General features: G+C 41.3%; 16 protein-coding genes. 12 read left to right on the top strand and 4 right to left on the bottom strand.

Translation table 11 applies throughout. From position 1 onward, the window contains the following. The first annotated feature begins 630 nt into the window (after positions 1-630). From V7R35_RS01140 to V7R35_RS01195, 12 genes are all read left to right on the top strand, one after another. Positions 631-1470, top strand: a complete 840-nt coding sequence (locus tag V7R35_RS01140) for a flagellin N-terminal helical domain-containing protein (RefSeq protein ID WP_334012753.1) — start codon at positions 631-633, stop codon at positions 1468-1470. Between the two features lie 93 nt (positions 1471-1563). Then, on the top strand, positions 1564-2055 hold the full coding sequence (locus V7R35_RS01145) for a flagellar protein FlaG (RefSeq protein WP_334012754.1): 492 nt from the start codon (positions 1564-1566) through the stop codon (positions 2053-2055). Between the two features lie 12 nt (positions 2056-2067). Further along, positions 2068-3498, top strand: coding sequence for a flagellar filament capping protein FliD (gene fliD / locus V7R35_RS01150; protein WP_334012755.1), 1431 nt, complete (start codon positions 2068-2070; stop codon positions 3496-3498). A gap of 25 nt (positions 3499-3523) precedes the next feature. After that, positions 3524-3952 carry a flagellar export chaperone FliS gene (fliS, locus tag V7R35_RS01155; protein WP_334012756.1) on the top strand — a complete coding sequence of 143 codons (429 nt, stop codon included), beginning with the start codon at positions 3524-3526 and terminating at the stop codon, positions 3950-3952. After that, on the top strand, positions 3949-4263 hold the full coding sequence (locus V7R35_RS01160; protein ID WP_334012758.1) for a hypothetical protein: 315 nt from the start codon (positions 3949-3951) through the stop codon (positions 4261-4263). The genes fliS and V7R35_RS01160 overlap by 4 nt, the downstream gene beginning before the upstream one ends. A 2-nt stretch (positions 4264-4265) precedes the next feature. After that, a complete protein-coding gene (locus V7R35_RS01165; protein ID WP_334012759.1) occupies positions 4266-7643 on the top strand; it encodes a 6-hydroxymethylpterin diphosphokinase MptE-like protein in 3378 nt (1125 codons plus the stop codon). A 4-nt stretch (positions 7644-7647) separates the two neighbouring features. Beyond that, positions 7648-8670: a glycosyltransferase family 2 protein gene (locus tag V7R35_RS01170; RefSeq protein WP_334012761.1), complete on the top strand. Its 1023-nt coding sequence runs from the start codon at positions 7648-7650 to the stop codon at positions 8668-8670. A gap of 23 nt (positions 8671-8693) precedes the next feature. Next, a complete protein-coding gene (locus V7R35_RS01175) occupies positions 8694-9722 on the top strand; it encodes a glycosyltransferase family 2 protein (protein ID WP_334012762.1) in 1029 nt (342 codons plus the stop codon). Next, positions 9722-10849: a GDP-mannose 4,6-dehydratase gene (gene gmd / locus V7R35_RS01180; RefSeq protein WP_334012764.1), complete on the top strand. Its 1128-nt coding sequence runs from the start codon at positions 9722-9724 to the stop codon at positions 10847-10849. Before V7R35_RS01175 ends, gmd begins: the two co-directional genes overlap by 1 nt. A gap of 2 nt (positions 10850-10851) precedes the next feature. Further along, positions 10852-11820, top strand: coding sequence for a GDP-L-fucose synthase family protein (locus tag V7R35_RS01185; protein ID WP_334012766.1), 969 nt, complete (start codon positions 10852-10854; stop codon positions 11818-11820). Positions 11821-11824: 4 nt separating this feature from the next. Continuing rightward, entirely contained in the window at positions 11825-12601 is a 777-nt protein-coding gene (locus V7R35_RS01190) for a sulfotransferase domain-containing protein (RefSeq protein ID WP_334012768.1), read from the top strand. Next, the gene (locus tag V7R35_RS01195) at positions 12588-13349 is read left to right on the top strand and encodes a phytanoyl-CoA dioxygenase family protein (RefSeq protein ID WP_334012770.1); all 762 of its coding nucleotides are present in this window, start codon (positions 12588-12590) and stop codon (positions 13347-13349) included. Before V7R35_RS01190 ends, V7R35_RS01195 begins: the two co-directional genes overlap by 14 nt. Here the strand turns inward: V7R35_RS01195 and V7R35_RS01200 are convergent. The 4 genes from V7R35_RS01200 to pseB all read right to left on the bottom strand — a co-directional run bounded on the left by V7R35_RS01200 (position 13346) and on the right by pseB (position 19071). Further along, complete coding sequence (locus tag V7R35_RS01200; protein WP_334012772.1) at positions 13346-14629, bottom strand: glycosyltransferase; 1284 nt, start codon at positions 14627-14629, stop codon at positions 13346-13348. The two genes, V7R35_RS01195 and V7R35_RS01200, sit on opposite strands and share 4 nt — an antisense overlap. Beyond that, complete coding sequence (locus V7R35_RS01205) at positions 14629-16785, bottom strand: polysaccharide pyruvyl transferase family protein (protein ID WP_334012773.1); 2157 nt, start codon at positions 16783-16785, stop codon at positions 14629-14631. The genes V7R35_RS01200 and V7R35_RS01205 overlap by 1 nt, the downstream gene beginning before the upstream one ends. A gap of 127 nt (positions 16786-16912) precedes the next feature. Next, the gene (pseC, locus tag V7R35_RS01210; RefSeq protein WP_334012774.1) at positions 16913-18073 is read right to left on the bottom strand and encodes a UDP-4-amino-4,6-dideoxy-N-acetyl-beta-L-altrosamine transaminase; all 1161 of its coding nucleotides are present in this window, start codon (positions 18071-18073) and stop codon (positions 16913-16915) included. Further along, positions 18070-19071 carry a UDP-N-acetylglucosamine 4,6-dehydratase (inverting) gene (gene pseB, locus V7R35_RS01215; protein WP_334012775.1) on the bottom strand — a complete coding sequence of 334 codons (1002 nt, stop codon included), beginning with the start codon at positions 19069-19071 and terminating at the stop codon, positions 18070-18072. The genes pseC and pseB overlap by 4 nt, the downstream gene beginning before the upstream one ends. Between the last annotated feature and the right edge of the window lie 85 nt (positions 19072-19156).

The raw sequence follows: 19156 nt of genomic DNA on the forward strand, positions 1-19156 counted from the left end.
TGAATTTGCTCAATCTCCTAACGTGAGCAAATTGGCCGAGGATATAATGTCTCGGCCTTTTTTTATTCTTACCGAAACGCCCCGCCAATTTCAAATACAAACTGAGCAACTTTTGTATTCGCTGATACTAAAGCATATACGATGCCAACTTTTTTGAATTTGTGATTCGCCTTTCCTTACCTAGCTACTTCCACTTCTATCCGCATACCTTTGTTCGAATGGTTGCTTTTTTGCTCAATTTTTTGCAGCTAGCCATTGAAATACGGTACTAAGGTGTTGGAGGTACTTGGTAGCCAAATCATTATTCAATAACTATTCCTCCAGCTCAGGCTTTTGACTTCGTTTTCTTCTATTTTTTTCAGTTTTAATTATTCGAGAACGGTATTTTTACTATTTTTTTAAAGTGAAAAATTGTATAAAAAACAGTGCCTTACCTTGTTTGTTGAAGTTTTTAAAAAAATAATTCAAAAAAAAGCTAAAGAACCTAAAGGCTTTGCCGATACCTATTGTTGAGGGGTAATTTAATTTACTTTTACGAGAGGAGTTAGCCGGGAGTAGTGACCCAGCTAATTTGAACTGGAAGGGTTTGATGATACCACAAAGGCCATCGAATCCCTAGGAGGTAATCTAATGTCTTTATTTGTAAACACCAATGTGTCTTCATTAAACGCTCAACGTCAGCTTTTTGACGTGAACGATCGTTTGAACACATCATTCGAAAGACTATCATCGGGATTCCGTATTAACAGTGCTGCGGATGACGCTGCTGGTCTTCAAATCTCAGATCGTCTTACATCACAGGTTCAGGGTTTGAACCAAGCCGTACGAAACGCAAACGATGCAATATCGCTGTCACAAACAGCAGAAGGTGCACTTGCAGAGGTAACTACAAGCTTACAGCGTATTCGTCAGCTTGCAGTTCAGTCACAAAACGGTATTAACTCGTCTGCAGATAGAAATGCGCTGCAAAAAGAAGTATCTGCACTACGCACAGAGATTTCACGTATCGCTACTACAACGCAGTTTGGTAACGTGAATATCCTAGACGGTAGCTTCTCAGCGAGTTTCCTTGTTGGTGCTAACGCTGGTCAAACTATCTCAGTAAATCTGTCTTCGGGTAACTTGGGTTCTATAAGCGGCTTCAGCGCAACAGGCTTGAACATCACTTCGAATGACGTGTCTACAGCGACGGGTGCATCGGCACTGCTATCAGATGTTGACGCTGCGATTTCTGGAATTGGTGGTGTTCGTGCAGACCTTGGTGCACTTCAAAACCGTTTCCAATCGACTATTCGTAACTTAAGCAACATCAGTGAAAACCTATCTGCTGCTCGCTCTCAGATTCGTGACACAGATTTTGCGACAGAAACTGCAGAGCTTACAAGAAACCAGATTATCCAGCAGGCATCTGTTTCTGTACTAAGCCAGGCTAATCAGCGTCCTCAAACAGCGCTATCATTGCTTGGATAAGCTATACTAAATTAGTAACCTTAGTTGAGATGTAACGGGTGCTTGCTGTTTTTAGCAGGGACCCGTTTTGTCGTTTCGGTAAGGAGGTATTAAGTGGAAATTCAAAATACCCAAATTGGCCAAACAATTGCATCAGTTCCTTCGAGTGCTGCACAGGTGGCACCGGTTAAGCAGGACACGTTGCTTGTTGCTGACGCAGATCCGCGCAGCAATCAGCAAAATGAGCAAGGTGAAAGCCGTAATACATCCGCACAACCGGCTGATATTTCATCACCTGTTGTGGGGCAAAATTTATCTCAAGCTTCTAGTCGGCAAGCCGATAACACTAGCAGTGAGAGAGATCGCGTACAGCTTGAGGAAGCTGTCGCAAACGTTGAATCATTCCTAAAAGTTCAGAATCGAGATTTAGCGTTCACTATCGACGAAGACACCAATCGTTCGGTGGTAACGGTAAAAGATTCACAATCTGGTGACGTCATAAGGCAAATACCTTCAGAAGAGGTTTTAAAGCTGGCTGACAGGATCCAAGAATTGCAACAGGATGTTGGGAACAGTGTAGGAGTGTTTATCAACAATCAGGTTTAATTGAGGTGATGTATGACAATTCAGTCTCTAGGTGTAGGTTCAGGCTTAGCGCTTGACGATCTGGTACAACAGCTTTTAACTGCGGAAAGGCAGCCTAAAGAGGCGCGTCTTAACGCTAAAGAAGAGCGAATAGAGGCTGAAATTTCAGGCCTTGGTCAAATTAAATCTAAATTGTCTGATTTTAAAGATGCCGTGGATGAGCTTCGAAGCGATAACGGCATCAACGGTCGTGAGCCCACCATTACAAACCCTTCTGAAGATAATGACGTACTGTCAGCAGAAGCGTCTAACTCTGCGCTTCGAGGTAAGTACGAGGTTATTGTAGAACAACTCGCTGCCGGCAGTCGTATCACGACAGACGACGGCGCATTCACCTCAAGTTCCGATGCAGTACTTTCGTCTGGTACTGGGTCGCTTACTTTCGACGTAGGCGGAAGTGATAGTTTTACCATCAATGTATCTGCAGGTATGACGCTTACACAGCTTCGTGAAGCGATAAATAATGCCGATGATAACTTCGGCGTTACCGCTAATATCATCGATACAGGCACCAGTGCTGGACCCAGGCTTGTGTTTTCTTCAAGTGAAACTGGTGAAGGTAATGATTTGGTTATTACTAACGACACTGGTGCAGCAGAGCTTGACCGCTTGTCGACCACTGGTGGTACTGGAAGTATTAGTGCGGCCAACATTGAAAGCGCTAGAAATGCGATAGCCTCTGTTGATGGTATCGAAGTACAAAGCAGTACCAACGAATTTGAAAATACCATTCAAAACGTTTCATTTGAAGTGAACGAAGTGTCGCCAAAAGACGCCGCTGGTGATTTTCTTGCTACCAAATTAAATATTGGCTTTGACAAAGATGGTCTTGATAAGAAAATTCGCGACTTTGTGGATAATTACAACTCACTGATAGACGAAATTCAAACGCTCACTCGATACGGTGAGTCGGAGCTTGAAGAGGATGGGGCGCTAGCGGGAGATTCTCTGCTTCGTGGTATTCAAAGTGGGTTGGCCTCAATTATTGGCGACAATGTGAGTTCTTCGGCACTAGGTGGTTTGTTTCAAGTTGGTATTGAGTTTAACGATGAAGGCAAACTTGAAATAGGTACGACAGACTTTGGCCTAGGCTCTGGTGAAGACCGTCTTGAAGATGCATTGGAAGATAATTTTGATGAAATTGCCAAGCTGTTCACTGATGACAATGAAGGTATTGCAACACGTCTGTACGAGTTTTCTAAAGAATACACTTCATTTAGCGGGCTTATTAGTTTGCGAGAGCGTGCGGCAAAAGATAATCGCGATGAGTTGTTTGACGAACGTGAAACTCTCGAGCTACGTATGTTGAATTACGAAGAAATTCTTCGAGATAAATATTTAAACCTCGACCAAACCGTTGCCCAGTTAAATCAAACTGGTTCCGCGCTACTGGCGTCGTTGTAAGCTGTAAAGAATTGTTGGAGTTTTTATGTCACTTAAAGGTATTAACGCGTATCGCAAAGGCAACTTAAAACAAGATGTTGCAAATGCAGACCCGCATAAACTTACTTTGATGCTGCTTCAGGGGGCGCTTGATAGGGTTGCCTATGCGAAAGGGGCGATGGAAAGAAAAGACCTAGTTTCGAAGGCTGATTTTATTTCAAAAGCAAGCGCCATTATTATGCATTTACGTGACACACTTGATTTAGAAGCTGGTGGCGAAGTTGCTGACAATATGTTCGCGTTATATAACTATATGGTTGATCGACTAAACGAAGCGCACATCAATAACGACTTGAATATGTTGGAAGAAGTGTCTAGCCTGTTAACACCAATTCGTGATGCTTGGGTGCAAATTCCTGAAGAAGCAAAGCAGGAAGCTTATGAAGCCCAGCGTCAAAAACGACAAGCTGTTTGAAAAATACAATATTAGATCACCAATCTACACCTCTTTTTCTGCAAGCAGTTAATGCTGAGCTAGCTGCTTGCCTATCATCTGACGCTGAAGAATTCTCCACCGAACGTTTTAGGCACCTTATTCAGGTTCGTCATAAAGTCGTCACGCGTGCTTTACAGAGAATGGAAGGTTCTAAAAAGTCTGCTTTTTCATCTAAAGAACTTGAAATAAATCAGAAGCTTGAAGAGCTGGCGCAAGGTTTGCTTGAAAATGCAAAAAAAGAAGCGGTTAAATTTTCAAGAGGCCGCGCAGCCGTGAAGAAATATAAATAACTATGCTACAGCAGATACAGTTTCATGTTCATGAAGATGAACAGACCCAACAGCAAATTGAAAAGACTATGGCGTTACAGATTAGAGAAAACTATCGCCATAGCATTGGTGCGATAGAACGCTATATCCCTCCACTTGCCGAACTTGCAAAAAAAACAGACACTGCTGTATCTACTTTGCTGTGCAACAAGTACTCCGAACTTAATATTGTTAACTACAACAGTGGACAGGTGCTTTATGGTATGCATCCAAAAGCTGAAGTGCTAACTCATTTTTGCGAGTACATGTCAAAGGCGCCGAAAATCGAAATTCAACCCAGCGATGTAAACTCCTCTGAGGCTTTGGTGTGTTTCGGCTTGGGACTTGGATACCACTTAGAACATATTGTAAATGAGGGACTGTATAAACATGTTGTAGTATATGAGCCTAATGTGGATTACTTCATTTGTGCTTTATCATCACTAAGCTGGAAAAGCCTTTTACAAAAAGCGAAGGACAAAGGCATTGCTCTGTATATGCAGATTGGTGCAGACGGTACCAGCTTCTCAAAGGATATGCAGGAGTTGGTGTCTCACATAAAAATAGATACATTACTTTTCTATAAGCACCTGCATACGCCTGTGTTTAGTGAAATTGAGCAAAAAGTACATACTGCAACTTGGGCTGAACTATACAATTGGTTCGTATCATCGAATAAGCTGTCTTTGAGTGAGAGCTTTTTGCCATTGTGGGCTCCCTTGAAAAATGATGAACAACATTCTGTTGCATTTCTTAATGAAGAGCGCAAAGCAGCAAATTTATCAACACTGGAGAAGTACTTTCCCGACGTTTACAAAGAATTCAAAGATTACACGCCTGAGCGATGGGCTCCTATCGCCAATGCTTCAGGAGAGGTATTTCTTTTTCATAAATCCACCAATGCTTTATTTTCCGGAGAGTCCGTTCGAGACGCAAGAACCAGCTATGAGCGTTTCGCTTCAAAACCTCACAAAGACGGCTTATTGCTAAGTTATAAGGGAAAGAAGCTTAAAGGCTACCTTCATTATCAATTAGTTGAAGAGTGTGAGCGCCTATTTGATGGGTTAAAAGAAGCTCAGAGTGAATTGCCCGAAAAAGTTAAGTCATTGATTCAATTTGGTATTGGAAGTGGTTACAGCTTAGCGTCCTTAGTGGAAAATCATGACATTGGTATGCTTTTCGTTTGTGAGCCTAACCGTGATTTCTTTTACGCGTCGTTATATGCAATCGATTGGAGCCAGATAATTTCTTCATTCGATAGAGGCCAAAAGCGCTTATACCTCAACATTGGTGATGACGGAACTAATCTTACCAGAGACTTATTAGTACAATTCCAGTCAGTAGGTCCTTACATACTTGCTAATACCTTCTTTTACCAAAGTTATGTAAATGAAAAGTTGACCGACGCAGTTGCTCAATTGCGAGAACAATTATTGGTAATTGTCGCAATGGGCGATTATTTCGACAATGCAAAATACGGGTTAGCACATACAAAATGGGCGTTAGAGAATAATATCCCTTTCTTGAAAAAAAATACCAAAGACTTACTGCCTGTAGATGTTCTTGATGTACCTGTATTTATAGTGGGTAATGGACCTTCATTAGATAACCTGATGAATATCCTGAAAGAAGAAAGTGCTAAGGCCATTGTGATTTCCTGTGGTACCGCTCTCCAAGCGCTTCACAGAAACGGAATATGCCCAGATTTCCACGCGGAAATTGAAACTAACCGTTCAACTTTCGATTGGCTCAAAAGGATAGATGATGAAGCGTTTCTAAAGCGGATCACTCTTTTGAGTTGTAATGGGGTCCACCCTGATGCTGCTACATTGTTTGGTGAGACATTACTAGCGTTTAAGCAAGGCGAGGCCTCTACTGTAGCATTCACTGAACTTGATAAAGAGCATGGGTTTGCAACTTTAGATTTTTCCTACCCAACTGTAACTAATTTTGCATCTGATTTAGTGACTACAATCGGTTTCACTCAGGCCTACTTGTTTGGCACAGATATGGGGTTTGTTAGCGACTCTTATCATCATTCGAAATCATCAGGGTACTATGATGGGAAAGGTAATGAGTTATATGATTATTCTGCTAATCATGCAATGTCGCTCACTATTCAAGGAAACTTTAAACCATGGGTAAAAACTAAGTATGAATTTAAAGTCTCTAAGAGTGTTTTAGAGCAAGTATTTACCTCAAGAGATAGTGAAGTTTACAATTTAAATGATGGAGCAAGGATATTTGGAGCAAAACCTCTTCGTGCGGAAAATATTTTGGTTGTTTCAACACAGGAAACCAAAAAGCGTGCAAAGTCTTTACTCTCTGAAACTGCATTTACACACGAAAAAAACCAATGGTTCGTAGAAGAGTTTGCGTCCTACTATAGTAGTGAAAGGTTAATTGAAGAGCTTACTGCTTTATGCGACGTAGTGAATGTAAATTTTGATAGCATATCGGATATAGACGACTTCATTGTAAAGCAGAGAGACTTTATCGTTTCTTCTTTCCATAGAAAAAAGTCCTTAGCGTTTTATTATCTTAATGGCACGTTTAATTACATAAACAGTATTTTTAGTAAGTTGCTTAATATTGCCGATGATGTGTTAGCAATAGATGCCGCAAATAGCCTTGTTCAAACTTGGAGTGCCTATGTGAGAGATATTCTCGCCATCATTTCCAATGATCAATATGGGTTAGACGCCATTTCATCGCTTTCAGGAGTACGTCGTCAAAAAGTCCTTTCGAAGTTCTTTAATGAAACAACATTTAATCTTAGCTTCGTACCTTGTAAACAAGTGACTGCAAGTCCACTAATGAATCTGTTAGCAAATTCGCAGGGTGAAACGACAAGAGATATATCAATTAATTGGCTTAGTAAAGGTGCTTCTTTTAAAAGCGAACAAGCATTTTGTAATGTATCTCTCAATGTTAATGAATTTGACGATAAACCTATTCAAGGTATTACAGTATTATCGCCAGGTAACTTTGAAAACAGTAGTGAACCGCTTCAAGCAAATGATACTTCACGTTTAGACCTAGCATTGATAGCAATGGTGTCTGGTTTAAACAACGTCATTTTCTTACAAAAGTACACTCAGCACCCTAGCCTTGATATTGAGTTTTTAAAACAGTTCGAAAAAATAGGAAAAGGCAGATTCTCCTATGGGGGCCCAGACTTTATTGTTGTAAGTGATGTGCCAATTAGTGAAAAAGATCTCATATTGCCCAGCGGCGATCGCTTAATCTTAATGCCCCGCATAAAAGCGATAGACTTGCGCAGAGAGTATATTGATGAGGCCGAGTATGCGCAACGTATGTCTGCGAAACTCAAGCAAGTTGGCGTCTCTAAGGGAGAGTGAAAAAATGCCCTTAGTTACGGCGCTCATGACAACTTACAATGCCTCTAGATGGGTGGAAGATACGATTACGTCTATTCTGAATCAAACCTTTGACGACTTTGAATTTCTCATAATTGATGATGCCTCTACTGACGACACCGTTGAGACTATTCGGCGTTTTTCTGATAGCCGGATAAAGCTAATTGCAAATAGCCGTAATAGAGGGGTAGGGCATTGCTTAAACCAAGCCCTTTCGTTTGTAAAAACACCTTACGTTGCCAAAGTTGACGCTGATGACATAAGCGTTCCTACACGATTCGAAGAACAATTACGTTTCTTAGTCGAAAACGAATTTGATATTGTAAAGAGCTACCTTTCGTATTTTGCAGACGATGCGAAGGTTCAGGTCTCGGAACGCTTCAATCAATTCAAAAACAAGAAAGAAGTATTGTTGAACGATATTAGACATCCTCACGATATTGAAGCAACACTTCTTGATTGGCCTTGCTTTCCACATACCACTTATTTTGGAAAAGCCGATTTAATTAAAAAAGTTGGTTACCCGAGCCTGAGAATGTTCGAAGACTATGTGCTTTTTCTTAGACTGCTCAAAGGTGGGTATAAGTTTGGTTGTGTTGAAAAAGTGCTTGTTAATATGAGAGTGAGCAATTCTTCGATAACTGCTTCCTTAAGTGAGAATGCTTTAGGAGAAGGCTTATCCTGTGTGGTTGATGAAAAATGGAACAGGCTTTCACTTGGTCTTCAAGGTAAATCTCTATTCATATTTGGGACGGGGCAAATGGCAAAAGCATTTGCACGCATAATGATAGGTAGAGGGGTTAATGTGTCAGGGTTTGTAGAAAGCTCTCCAATTGCTGAGACAGTAAACGTGGGAAATGATGCTTTCCCAATATTGACCTTAAAATTGTTTCTGGCCAAGACCAATGCTTTTCTAGTGATCGCCGCGCAGCCGGTTAGAGAGGAGATCTCGACGCTGCTCAGGGAGAGAAATTTAAGCAATAGCCATGACTTTTTTGTTCTTGCATAGTATCTGTAAAAACGTGGAATAAAATGAAAATATCCATAATAACGGCAACTTACAATTGTGCTCATTTAATAGAAGAATGTCTTCGCAGTGTTGCTGAGCAAACAGCAATAGATAAAATTGAACATATAATTGTTGATGGTGGTTCTACTGACAAAACATTGTCCACGATTTCTCAATACCCCCATGTCGCCAAAGTTTATTCGGCACCAGACAGAGGTATTTACCACGCATTTAATCGTGGCGTTGAATTAGCATCAGGTGACATAATTTATTTTCTCGGCGCAGATGACTCACTGTATGAAAAAAGCTGTATTGAAACTGTCGTAGATGCTTTCGAATGTGAAGAGATTGATTATCTGATAACAAAAGTAAGGTGTTTTGATGAGGTGTCAGGAGAGGTATGGCATGTCAACACAGAGATGTCAGATGAGGCAAATATCTGTCATCAAGGATTTTTCTGCCGGTCCTCGTTATTTGAAAAGATAGGCCCTTTTAGCGAATGCTTTCAGTTATGTGCTGACAGTTTCTTTATGAAAAAAGCAATCGCACGGTTTCACGGTATTCATATCGACACAACTTCCGCCAATTTTCGTCAAGGAGGCGCAAGTTCCAGCAGTGCCAGTCGGTTATTACTAAAAAGAGAAGCTAATGCTGTTGCTCAATTACTTGGAGAAACGACACCGAGTAAGCAAGTGCAGTTAGATAAAAATGTTATCGATTTAAAGTTACTTCTCGATAAGGTTTTGAGTAAAAAAGAGCCTCTAGCCATTTATAGTGGTATGAAAATTGGTGTATTTGGTACTAGGCAGCTTTCCATAACAATTGCTAATGCGCTCAGGCAACAAGGTGCCATTGTTGCCTGTTTCCTGCAAACCACACAAGTAAGTGTAAATGAAATAACTGGCGTTCCAGTAAAGTCCATAGAGGAAGCTTATGAATTAGGGCTTTCGCTCGTGATAAATGGCATTGAAGGCGAGCACGAGAGTACTATAAGCAAAGTGCTGAGAGAAAAACTTGAAGGAATGAAAGTGATAAGTTGGAGAGATATGTAATGCCTGAAAAAAAGAAAGCGTTAATAACAGGTATCACCGGCCAAGATGGTTCCTATTTGGCCGAACTCCTATTAGAAAAGGGATATGAAGTTCATGGAATTAAGCGAAGAGCTTCATCATTTAATACCCAACGTGTTGACCATATCTATCAAGATCCTTTCGAATCGAATAGAAACTTTATTCTGCATTATGGCGACTTAACCGATAGCTCAAATATCATCAAGTTGGTGCAAATGATCCAACCAGATGAAATTTATAATTTAGGAGCGCAAAGCCATGTTGCTGTGAGTTTTGATTCACCTGAATATACTGCCGATGTCGATGCAATGGGCACCTTGAGGCTACTCGAGGCTATTAAGTTATTAGGTTTGAAAGATAAAACAAAATTTTATCAGGCCTCTACTTCAGAGCTTTATGGCAAAGTTGTTGAAACACCGCAAAGAGAAACTACACCTTTCCACCCGCGCTCTCCTTACGCCGTCGCCAAACTATATGCGTATTGGATAACGGTCAACTATAGAGAAGCATATGGTCTATATGCGTGTAATGGTATTTTATTTAACCATGAATCGCCTCGCCGCGGTGAAACTTTTGTAACGAGAAAAATTACGCGTGGACTAGCCAACATTTCTCAGGGCCTAGAGAGTTGTTTACATTTAGGAAATTTAGATGCGCTCAGAGATTGGGGGCACGCCAAAGATTACGTTTACATGCAGTGGCTGATGTTGCAACAAGAAAAACCTGAAGATTTTGTTGTAGCAACTGGGGAGCAATACTCAGTTCGACAATTTGTTGAATGGTCGGCAAAGGCATTAGGCGTTGATCTTAGGTTTTCTGGTTCAGGTGTTCACGAAATTGCTACGGTAGTTTCTGTCGACAAAGCACTGTCACCAGCACTGAATGTAGGAGATGTGATAGTCAGGGTAGATAAAAAGTACTTTAGGCCCGCCGAAGTTGATTCCTTGCTAGGTGATCCTTCCAAGGCAAAAGAAACCTTAAACTGGGAGCCTACAATCTCAGCGAAAGAAATGTGTGAAGAAATGGTAGCATCAGATGCCGAAGAGGCGCGTAGGTTAGCATTTTTAAAAGCGAACGGGTTTGAACTCCCTATCAGTGGGGAAGGTTGATAATGTCGGCTAAACGAATTTATGTAGCGGGCCACAGGGGAATGGTGGGGCGCGCCCTAGTTAGCGAACTATCTAAAAATAGCAATATTGAAATAGTAACAGCCACTCGTGATCAACTTGACCTCACAAATCAACTTTCGGTAAAGCAGTTTTTCAAAAGCCATCACGTTGATGAGGTGTACTTGGCGGCTGCAAAAGTTGGGGGAATACACGCTAACAATACATTGCCAGCGAGTTTCATTTACGAGAACTTGATGGTAAGTGCAAATGTGATTAAAGCGGCACATGAAAGTGATATTAATAAGCTGTTATTTTTAGGGTCAAGCTGTATTTACCCAAAATTTGCGGAGCAACCTATTAAAGAGTCATCACTTCTTTCAGGCGCACTTGAACCAACGAATGAGCCTTATGCCATTGCCAAAATAGCAGGCATTAAGCTTTGCGAAAGCTTTAACAGGCAATATGGTAGAGATTATAGAAGCGTGATGCCTACTAATTTGTATGGCCCTTATGACAACTTCGAGCTTAATGGCAGTCACGTTATTCCAGCGCTTATCAATAAGTTCGCACAGGCGAAGCAAAATAATGCTTCATCGGTAAACATTTGGGGTAGTGGCAGGGCTAGAAGGGAGTTTTTACATGTCTCTGACTTGGCTCGAGGCTCTATTGAAATAGCAAACCTTCCAAATGCTGAGTTTAATGCAGTCATCTCACCAATGAGTTCACATATTAATATGGGGACAGGTACAGACTGCTCTATTCGAGAATTAGCTGAATTGCTTTGCGAAGTAACCCAATTTACAGGGAAGCTTGATTTCGACACGAGTAAGCCCGAAGGAACACCAGTAAAACGGCTAGATGTTTCATTGGCACAATCCTTAATTAATTGGAAACCTAGTATTTCACTTCGCGATGGCCTATCCAGCACCTGGAGATGGTTTCAAGAAAATAGTAACAATTGTAGGGTGTAGAGAAATGGGACATACGATGACTATTACCCCTGAAAATAGGTTGACGGGCTTATCTAGCGAAGATGTTTTGATAGTCTCGTTTCCTAAAACAGGTTCTACATTCACACGCTTTGTTTTTGCGAATGTTGTTCATTTACTCAACAAAAGCTCGGAACCTGTGGATTTTTACAATCTTGGGCGAATAATGCCTGAGTGTCTAAAAGATAACCTTGTCGAGTTTTGCTGGAAAGGTGCCCCCTTACCGCGACTTGTGAAAACTCATCAACTTGCTGAAGACAATTCGCTATACGCTCAACCCAAAGCACTTTATATTTTAAGAGATCCGAGAGATACAATGCTTTCGTTCTACTACTATGCGAGTAAGCGAAAGAAAAGCAGGTTTGAAGGTACGTTCGACGAGTTTGTAGAACATAGTACATTTGGTATCGATGCTTACAACAAACACATTGAGAGCTGGTATAGCAAAGCCACTTGGGTATTCGATTATGAAACGCTTATGCTTGACCCCTTATCTAGTTTTCTCAGAGTACTTGATGATTTAGGAATAAATATACAAAGGGAGCTAGTTCAGAAAGCTCTTCTATTCTCACAACCTGATAAATTGAAAGCAGTAGAAAGAGAAAATTCCAGACCGAATCACTCAGTAAATTTTGACGAAGATTTCACCTTCGTTCGCAATGCGTCCGTAGCGCAATGGAAGGACAAAATGTCACCAGAACAAGCTACACATATTTGGGACCGTAGTTCAGCAATATTGAAGGCACGTTATGACCGCAATTGATATTCCCCAACTGATAAATCAATTCAAACGTGACGGTTTTGTTGTCTTAAAGCGACAAATTGCTCCAGCTGTCTGTCAAGAGATAGGTAACACGCTGTCTCGTGCCGTAGAGATTATTTCTGCGCAGTCTTCAAGAGATATTACTAATCGATGGTACCTTACTCACCGCACTGATAGTGGCGTGCTTTACGACGTTTATCAGCGTTTTCCAGACACTAGAAAAGCAGCTGAAATGCCTGGGGTCACAGCATTCTTGCAAAACTACTTTAATAAGAGTGTTTACCTTTATGTGAACTCCTACCTTTATAAGCCAGCAGACAAAGACAATGAAGTGCCTTGGCACCAAGATTTTCTTAATCGACCTAATGAGAGCGAGAAGGTATTAGCGTGGGTTTCTCTTGATTCAGCTACACAAGAAAATGGGTGTTTACAGGTAATACCTGGTTCGCATAAGCATGGATTTAGAGAATGGTTTCATGTCGAAGGGGCAACGCACCACGACCGTATTGTGTTAGCTAAGAACGAGGAAACTAACAAAGTTTTTGTTGAGACTGAGCCTGGAGATATCGTTTTATTTAGTAATTATTTAATACATAGTTCAGCTCAAAATAGCTCTGATTTACCGCGCAGAGCATTACGGTTTGTATATAAAGCACTTGATGACGATGCGTTGCCGCGAGGCTCGATGATTATGATACATACTGAGTCGGAAGATTTTTACACTGCCGTGCCTTTACCTAGAAACTAAGGTTTGCGGAAAGATGTGTCGTTTCTTAAATCATTGAGGTATAGGTTAAACATCTCTGCCTGACGAGATTGAGAGTAAGTGTTTCGCGCGTGTTGTGATATTTGCCCTGATGTTTTTGACACGCCGTTATTCAGCACGTCGTTAAGCGATGCTAGCAACCCTTCTGCACTGATATCGTTTGCAAGCCTTCCGTTTACTCCATCCTCAATCATATCTGGCATGCCTCCAATATTAAAACCCACCACAGGAGTGCCGCAACATATCGATTCAATAACAACATTAGGTAAGTTATCTTCTAAAGCTGGTAACACAAATACATCAGCTGCGCTGTAGATTAGCGCAAGCTTATGTTCATCATGAACCTCGGAAAAATCATGAACTTCAGGGAGGCTGCTATTTAAATTTTTTCCCACACTGCATAACATGATTCGACTGTTATTCGCTTTAATGATGGCTTTTTCAAGCAAGTGAAAACCCTTTCTTTTATTATTAACACTGTCACTTACAAAAAGGACGATGTCTTTATCCTCAGGTAGTCCTAAATGTTTTCTGGATTCTCGCTTGTCCATATAGCGGTATGTTTCTGTATTGACACTATTGGCAATCAGCTTTATCGGATAGTGTTTAAACAGCGTGCTAGATGTCGCGCATTCGTGTAACCAATTCGACAATGAAATTACGGCAACTGGGATATCGCTGTTCCGTAGAATGGTTTGTTTCGAGAGCAATAACTTTTTAGCAAAGTCAGGATCACTGGTTTGCCTTAAAAAATGTGGATTACTGTCATCGGTTTTATATCCTTCAAACCCGTCACTATAATGATATCCACCCGTAAATGATGCCATGTCATGTAACGACCAGATAACCCGACGAATCTTTTTAGAAGCGAAAAAAGTAGGCCAGTTCAAGAACCGAGAGGTCCAATGAAGATTTACCACGTCATACTCACTAATCTGAGGCGCATTTTCAATTCTAAAATCACTGTAAATTGAAGAGAATACATCGGTATATTTAGACGCAGCAGTGCAAATATCTTTGATATCTTGAGTCTTGTATTCGTGTTCGCCATTTACAGTAATATGGGAAACACGATTTAGGATATTTCCACCTTCTAAACCAGTGAATGATTTGTAATCGAAATGGAAAGGGATATCGTCCCTAGTCTTATTTAGTGTCAAAAAGTGACTAGTATGTCCGGCATCGATTAATGCTAGATGTAGTCTGATACACGCGTTCGCTGCTCCACCTTTATCGTATGTATTAACGAGTAAAACTTTCATTAGCGAGCAAGCTCTTCGGGCGAATACATGCGCTTGAGTTCATTGTTGTCAGTAAGGTAATTGGTAATTTTACCGCCTTTAGTGTAATCAATAGCGCAAAAATCGGTTTCTAATGTATGCGCAAACAAGACTGAGTGGAACCGCATGCAAATGTTAAATGACGCACTCTGCATCGTATGGACAACACTAGCTACAGTAGATAAACGTTTATTAAATGAAATGTCGATGTCAGGCTCGTCTGCGAAATAAGTATCAATAAAGTAACGACTGAAGTCCCTATCATCATAACCTACATCAAAATTATGCATATGATCGAGTAATACGGTATTTACGCCCAGCTCCTTTACTTTTTCTTTTATTAATCGAGCTATACCGGCCTCAAATGCTTTTTTATGAACTTCAAATTCCTCTAATGTCAATTCGCGAGAGTATTCGTATGTCCACTCGCGTAAGAAGCAGGCAATAAATGGCGTGCTGGGTTTTATTGACTGCTTAATAAAATGACGTTCAATGTAAGGTTTCGCGAAATCACCTGAAAGCGAGGCGTTTTTAAATCCCCATGCGTTGGCTGTGGCTACGCTTTTTCTATCTCTCAGCTTAATATCAGATGATAACGCCAGTATTTGTTTTACTGCTTTTTCATACTTATCTTCATGAAGTGGGCCAAGGCCACAGCCATAAACTACGGTTTTCTTTCCATTGTCTTTGGCTACCTTAAATCCTAGCAAAGGAATGTAAAGTTCGTGTAGATCCATGAGGGGGCCGCCACCCATAACAACTTCGTCGGCACTTTTCGAATATCGCAATACATCAAGGGATTTTGTAGAAACAACCTTAGCGTTGATTTTGAGTTCTTTGCATGTTCTTTTGGTTACAAATGGATATAAGCTTCCCAAAACAAACTCAATATTATCGCCGTGCAATTTCGTGTATTCATCTACGATTCCGCCCAATATTGCTTTGTCTCCCACGGTTTCGGTGCCATACCAGCCAAATATAAATACTTGGTAGGGTTTGCTTTTGTGTGGGGTTTTTAATGTTTTCGCTAACCATTTAATCAGGTGAATATTGTCAATATTCAGAAGCCTGTGATGAGTTAATTCTGTAAGTTGCGTTTGTTTTTCTGCATAGGTCATGCCTGCGTGATAGTCATGAATGCAGTTTTTACAGTCGCGTTCTGCGATAGCCTCTTTTTGCGCAAAGTTGTTTTTGTACAAAACTTGCGAAGAGGTTTCTAATGCGTTGCCAATATCGTTACCTTTAGGCGCGCAGTAATTGACCTGTCCTTTAGAACCTAAAACAACACCATCGTTATGATAGGGACAACCTATCAAGCGTTCGCCGCCTTGTAGCATGTTTTGAATACTGCGATATGTTCGTTTGATCGTGGAACCAGGCTCGTATTGTCTTTTTAATTTCTCAAAAAATAATAAGAGGTTATAGGTTTCATCTTCATCGAAATTGCGTATTACCTTATCTCTATCACCGTTGTATAGGCGGTTGATAAACTCGGCAACACGAAACCTACCATACATGTCGTGTTTTTTAGCATAATAGAGGAAGTCATCCACTTCCCAGACATTCTGTTTAGAAATAGTGCACCCGAACGTAGTAGGAATCCCTAACGTGGTTCGGCAAAATTCGAAAATAGCGATGGCAGACGCGAAGTTATCTTTTATTCCACGAACCCTATCATGAGCGCTCCCTACACCATCAATAGATACCATAACGGAAAAGCTCATGTTTCTGCTTTTGCAAATATCATTAATAGCGGTAATTCGATTCTTTACGTCTCTCTCTACAATAGCATTAGTTATCATGCTCACGCCTTTGAGTGAGGGCAGCGTATCGATAATGGTCCTATAAATATCCGGTAAGTCTTCACGCAACGTTGGCTCGCCACCCGTTACACCGACATGCTGTAGTTCACTGTACAGCGGGTCAGACAAAATTAGGCCGAGTTCTTCAGGGGTAATATCTACGCTTTCTTCATTCTTCCATATGTTGCACATTGTGCATCTGGAATTGCAGCTATCAACAATATTGAGATTTAGGGCCTTCGGTTTACTGTCTGGTCGAAGCTCATTCACCCGTTTCATTTTTCTTAATTGTGAGTAGCTATCGTAGATGTGGCGAATATCTTTTTTCTTTAACATATATCGGTAATTCGAAGGTTAGGCTATTAATGCTTTATCGCTATTAATATCGACTAAAAATGAAAATACTTAAGCGTAATGCAGCGCTGTAGTAACGAGCTAAAGGGCAAGTGATGTGCAGTTTCTGCTATATTCGAGCAGCTGCCTTCACTGAATTCACAATTAACTCAGCTTCTTCAAATTTAAGCTCCGGAAACAGCGGCAACGTAACTGCCTGCTGGTAGTATTTCTCAGCATTTGGGAAGTCGCCTACCTTAAAGCCCAAGTTTTTATAATAGGGCTGCATATGGATAGGAATGTAGTGCACATGCGCAAAAATGCCTTGCTCACGTAAATTCGTCACCAGGGCAGCGTGCTGTTTACTGTTAAGTAAATCTATGCGAACCACATAAAGGTGATAGCTGGAATAGCTATTAGCACTTTGCTTCAAAGGCGTTATGCCTTCACTTTTGCTAAATAATTCATCGTAGTACGCTGCCAGCGCATTTCTCTTTTCCAAAAACGCTTCTAGCTTATCTAACTGGCTCAGCCCCAATGCGGCCTCTACATCCGTCATACGGTAGTTAAAGCCTAACGAGGTTTGTTGGTAGTACCAAGGCCCATGACTTTGTTCTGTCATCATGGCTGGATTGTTAGTAATGCCATGGCTGCGCAGCATGCGCATTTTCTCGGCCCACTCTTTATTGTTGGTAAGCGCCATGCCACCTTCCATCGTGGTAATTATTTTCACGGGATGAAAACTAAAAACACAGATGTCAGCGTACTTTCCGCAACCTATAAAATCGTCTTTGTACTTTGCGCCAACGGCGTGGGATGCGTCCTCAATAACATAAAAGCCAAATTGTTTTGCTAATTTATGAAGGCTTTCCATATCGCATGGTTGCCCGGCAAAGTGAACTGGAATAACCACCTTGGGAAGTTTATTAACGCTTTGGGCATATTCAAGCTTCTGCTTTAGTGCTGTCATGCACATATTGCCAGTTTGTAGGTCTATATCTACAAAGTCTACTGAAGCACCGCAATACAGTGCGCAATTCGACGAGGCTACAAATGAATTAGGTGACGTCCAAACATAGTCTTCTTTACCAACGCCTAACGCTAAACAGGCGATATGCAGTGCTGAAGTTGCGCTGTTTACCGCTACGCCAAACTCTGCATTACAATAAGAGGCAAGTGCCTCCTCAAATTTGGGTACGGCGGGGCCTTGGGTGAGCCAATTCGATGTTAACGTTTCTACGACCGCTTTAACGTCGATTTCATCAAGGTGCTGGCGCCCATAGGGGATCACTTTTTGGCATCCTCATTAAACTGCTGTATTTCCTCGATGCTAAGAAAGTGCTCGTTGGTGTCTGATACATATTCGAAACCAGACTCAACGGGCTTACCCTGTTCATTTAGCGCGTTCGAGGTAAAGTTGTTACTTCTGTGGAAAAACTTAATGGCCGGGGCAATAACAAAGTGATCGTCAAACTCGAAAGTATGAAGCGACATATCACCAGGACACATCATCTCGTGAAGCTTTTCGCCTGGACGAATACCAACATACTTAATGGGGGTGTCTGGTGCCATTGCTTTGGCTAAATCTACAATGCGAAGTGAAGGAATTTTAGGAACAAAAATTTCGCCACCAAGCATGCGCTCGAAGTTTTTAAGTACAAAATCCACGCCTTGCTGCAGTGTTATCCAAAAGCGCGTCATGTCTTTGTGCGTAACGGGCATATGGTCGCTGCCTTCTGCAATAAGCTTATTGAAGTAAGGAACAACTGACCCTCTAGAGCCTACTACATTACCATAGCGAACAACGGAAAAGCGTGAGGCACCGGCACCAACGATATTATTAGCGGCAACGAATAATTTATCAGACGCTAATTTTGTGGCCCCGTACAAATTAACAGGGTTAGCGGCTTTATCTGTAGAAAGCGCAATGACTTTCTCTACATTATTATCAATAGCAGCATTAATAACGTTCTCAGCACCATCTATATTGGTTCTGATACATTCAGTGGGGTTGTATTCAGCGGCTGGAACCTGTTTCATAGCAGCGGCATGAATAACGAAATCCACCCCTTGCATAGCGCGGTGCATACGCTCTTTGTCGCGCACATCGCCGATAAAATAGCGCATGCATGGCGCGTTAAATTTTTGCTGCATTTCGAACTGTTTAAGTTCGTCACGCGAGTAAATGATTAAGCGCTTTGGTTTGTGTCTCGCCAGCAGGGTTTCGACGTACTTGTGACCAAATGAGCCGGTACCGCCTGTGATGAGAATGGATTTTCCGTCGAACATGGTTTGCTCGCTGTTTTTATGGTTATAAACACAATATATCATGTGTCGGCATTTTTGCCATAAAGCATTAGATTCTATGCGCTTA

The organism is Alteromonas sp. S167, assembly GCF_036864375.1.
Classification (GTDB): domain Bacteria; phylum Pseudomonadota; class Gammaproteobacteria; order Enterobacterales; family Alteromonadaceae; genus Alteromonas.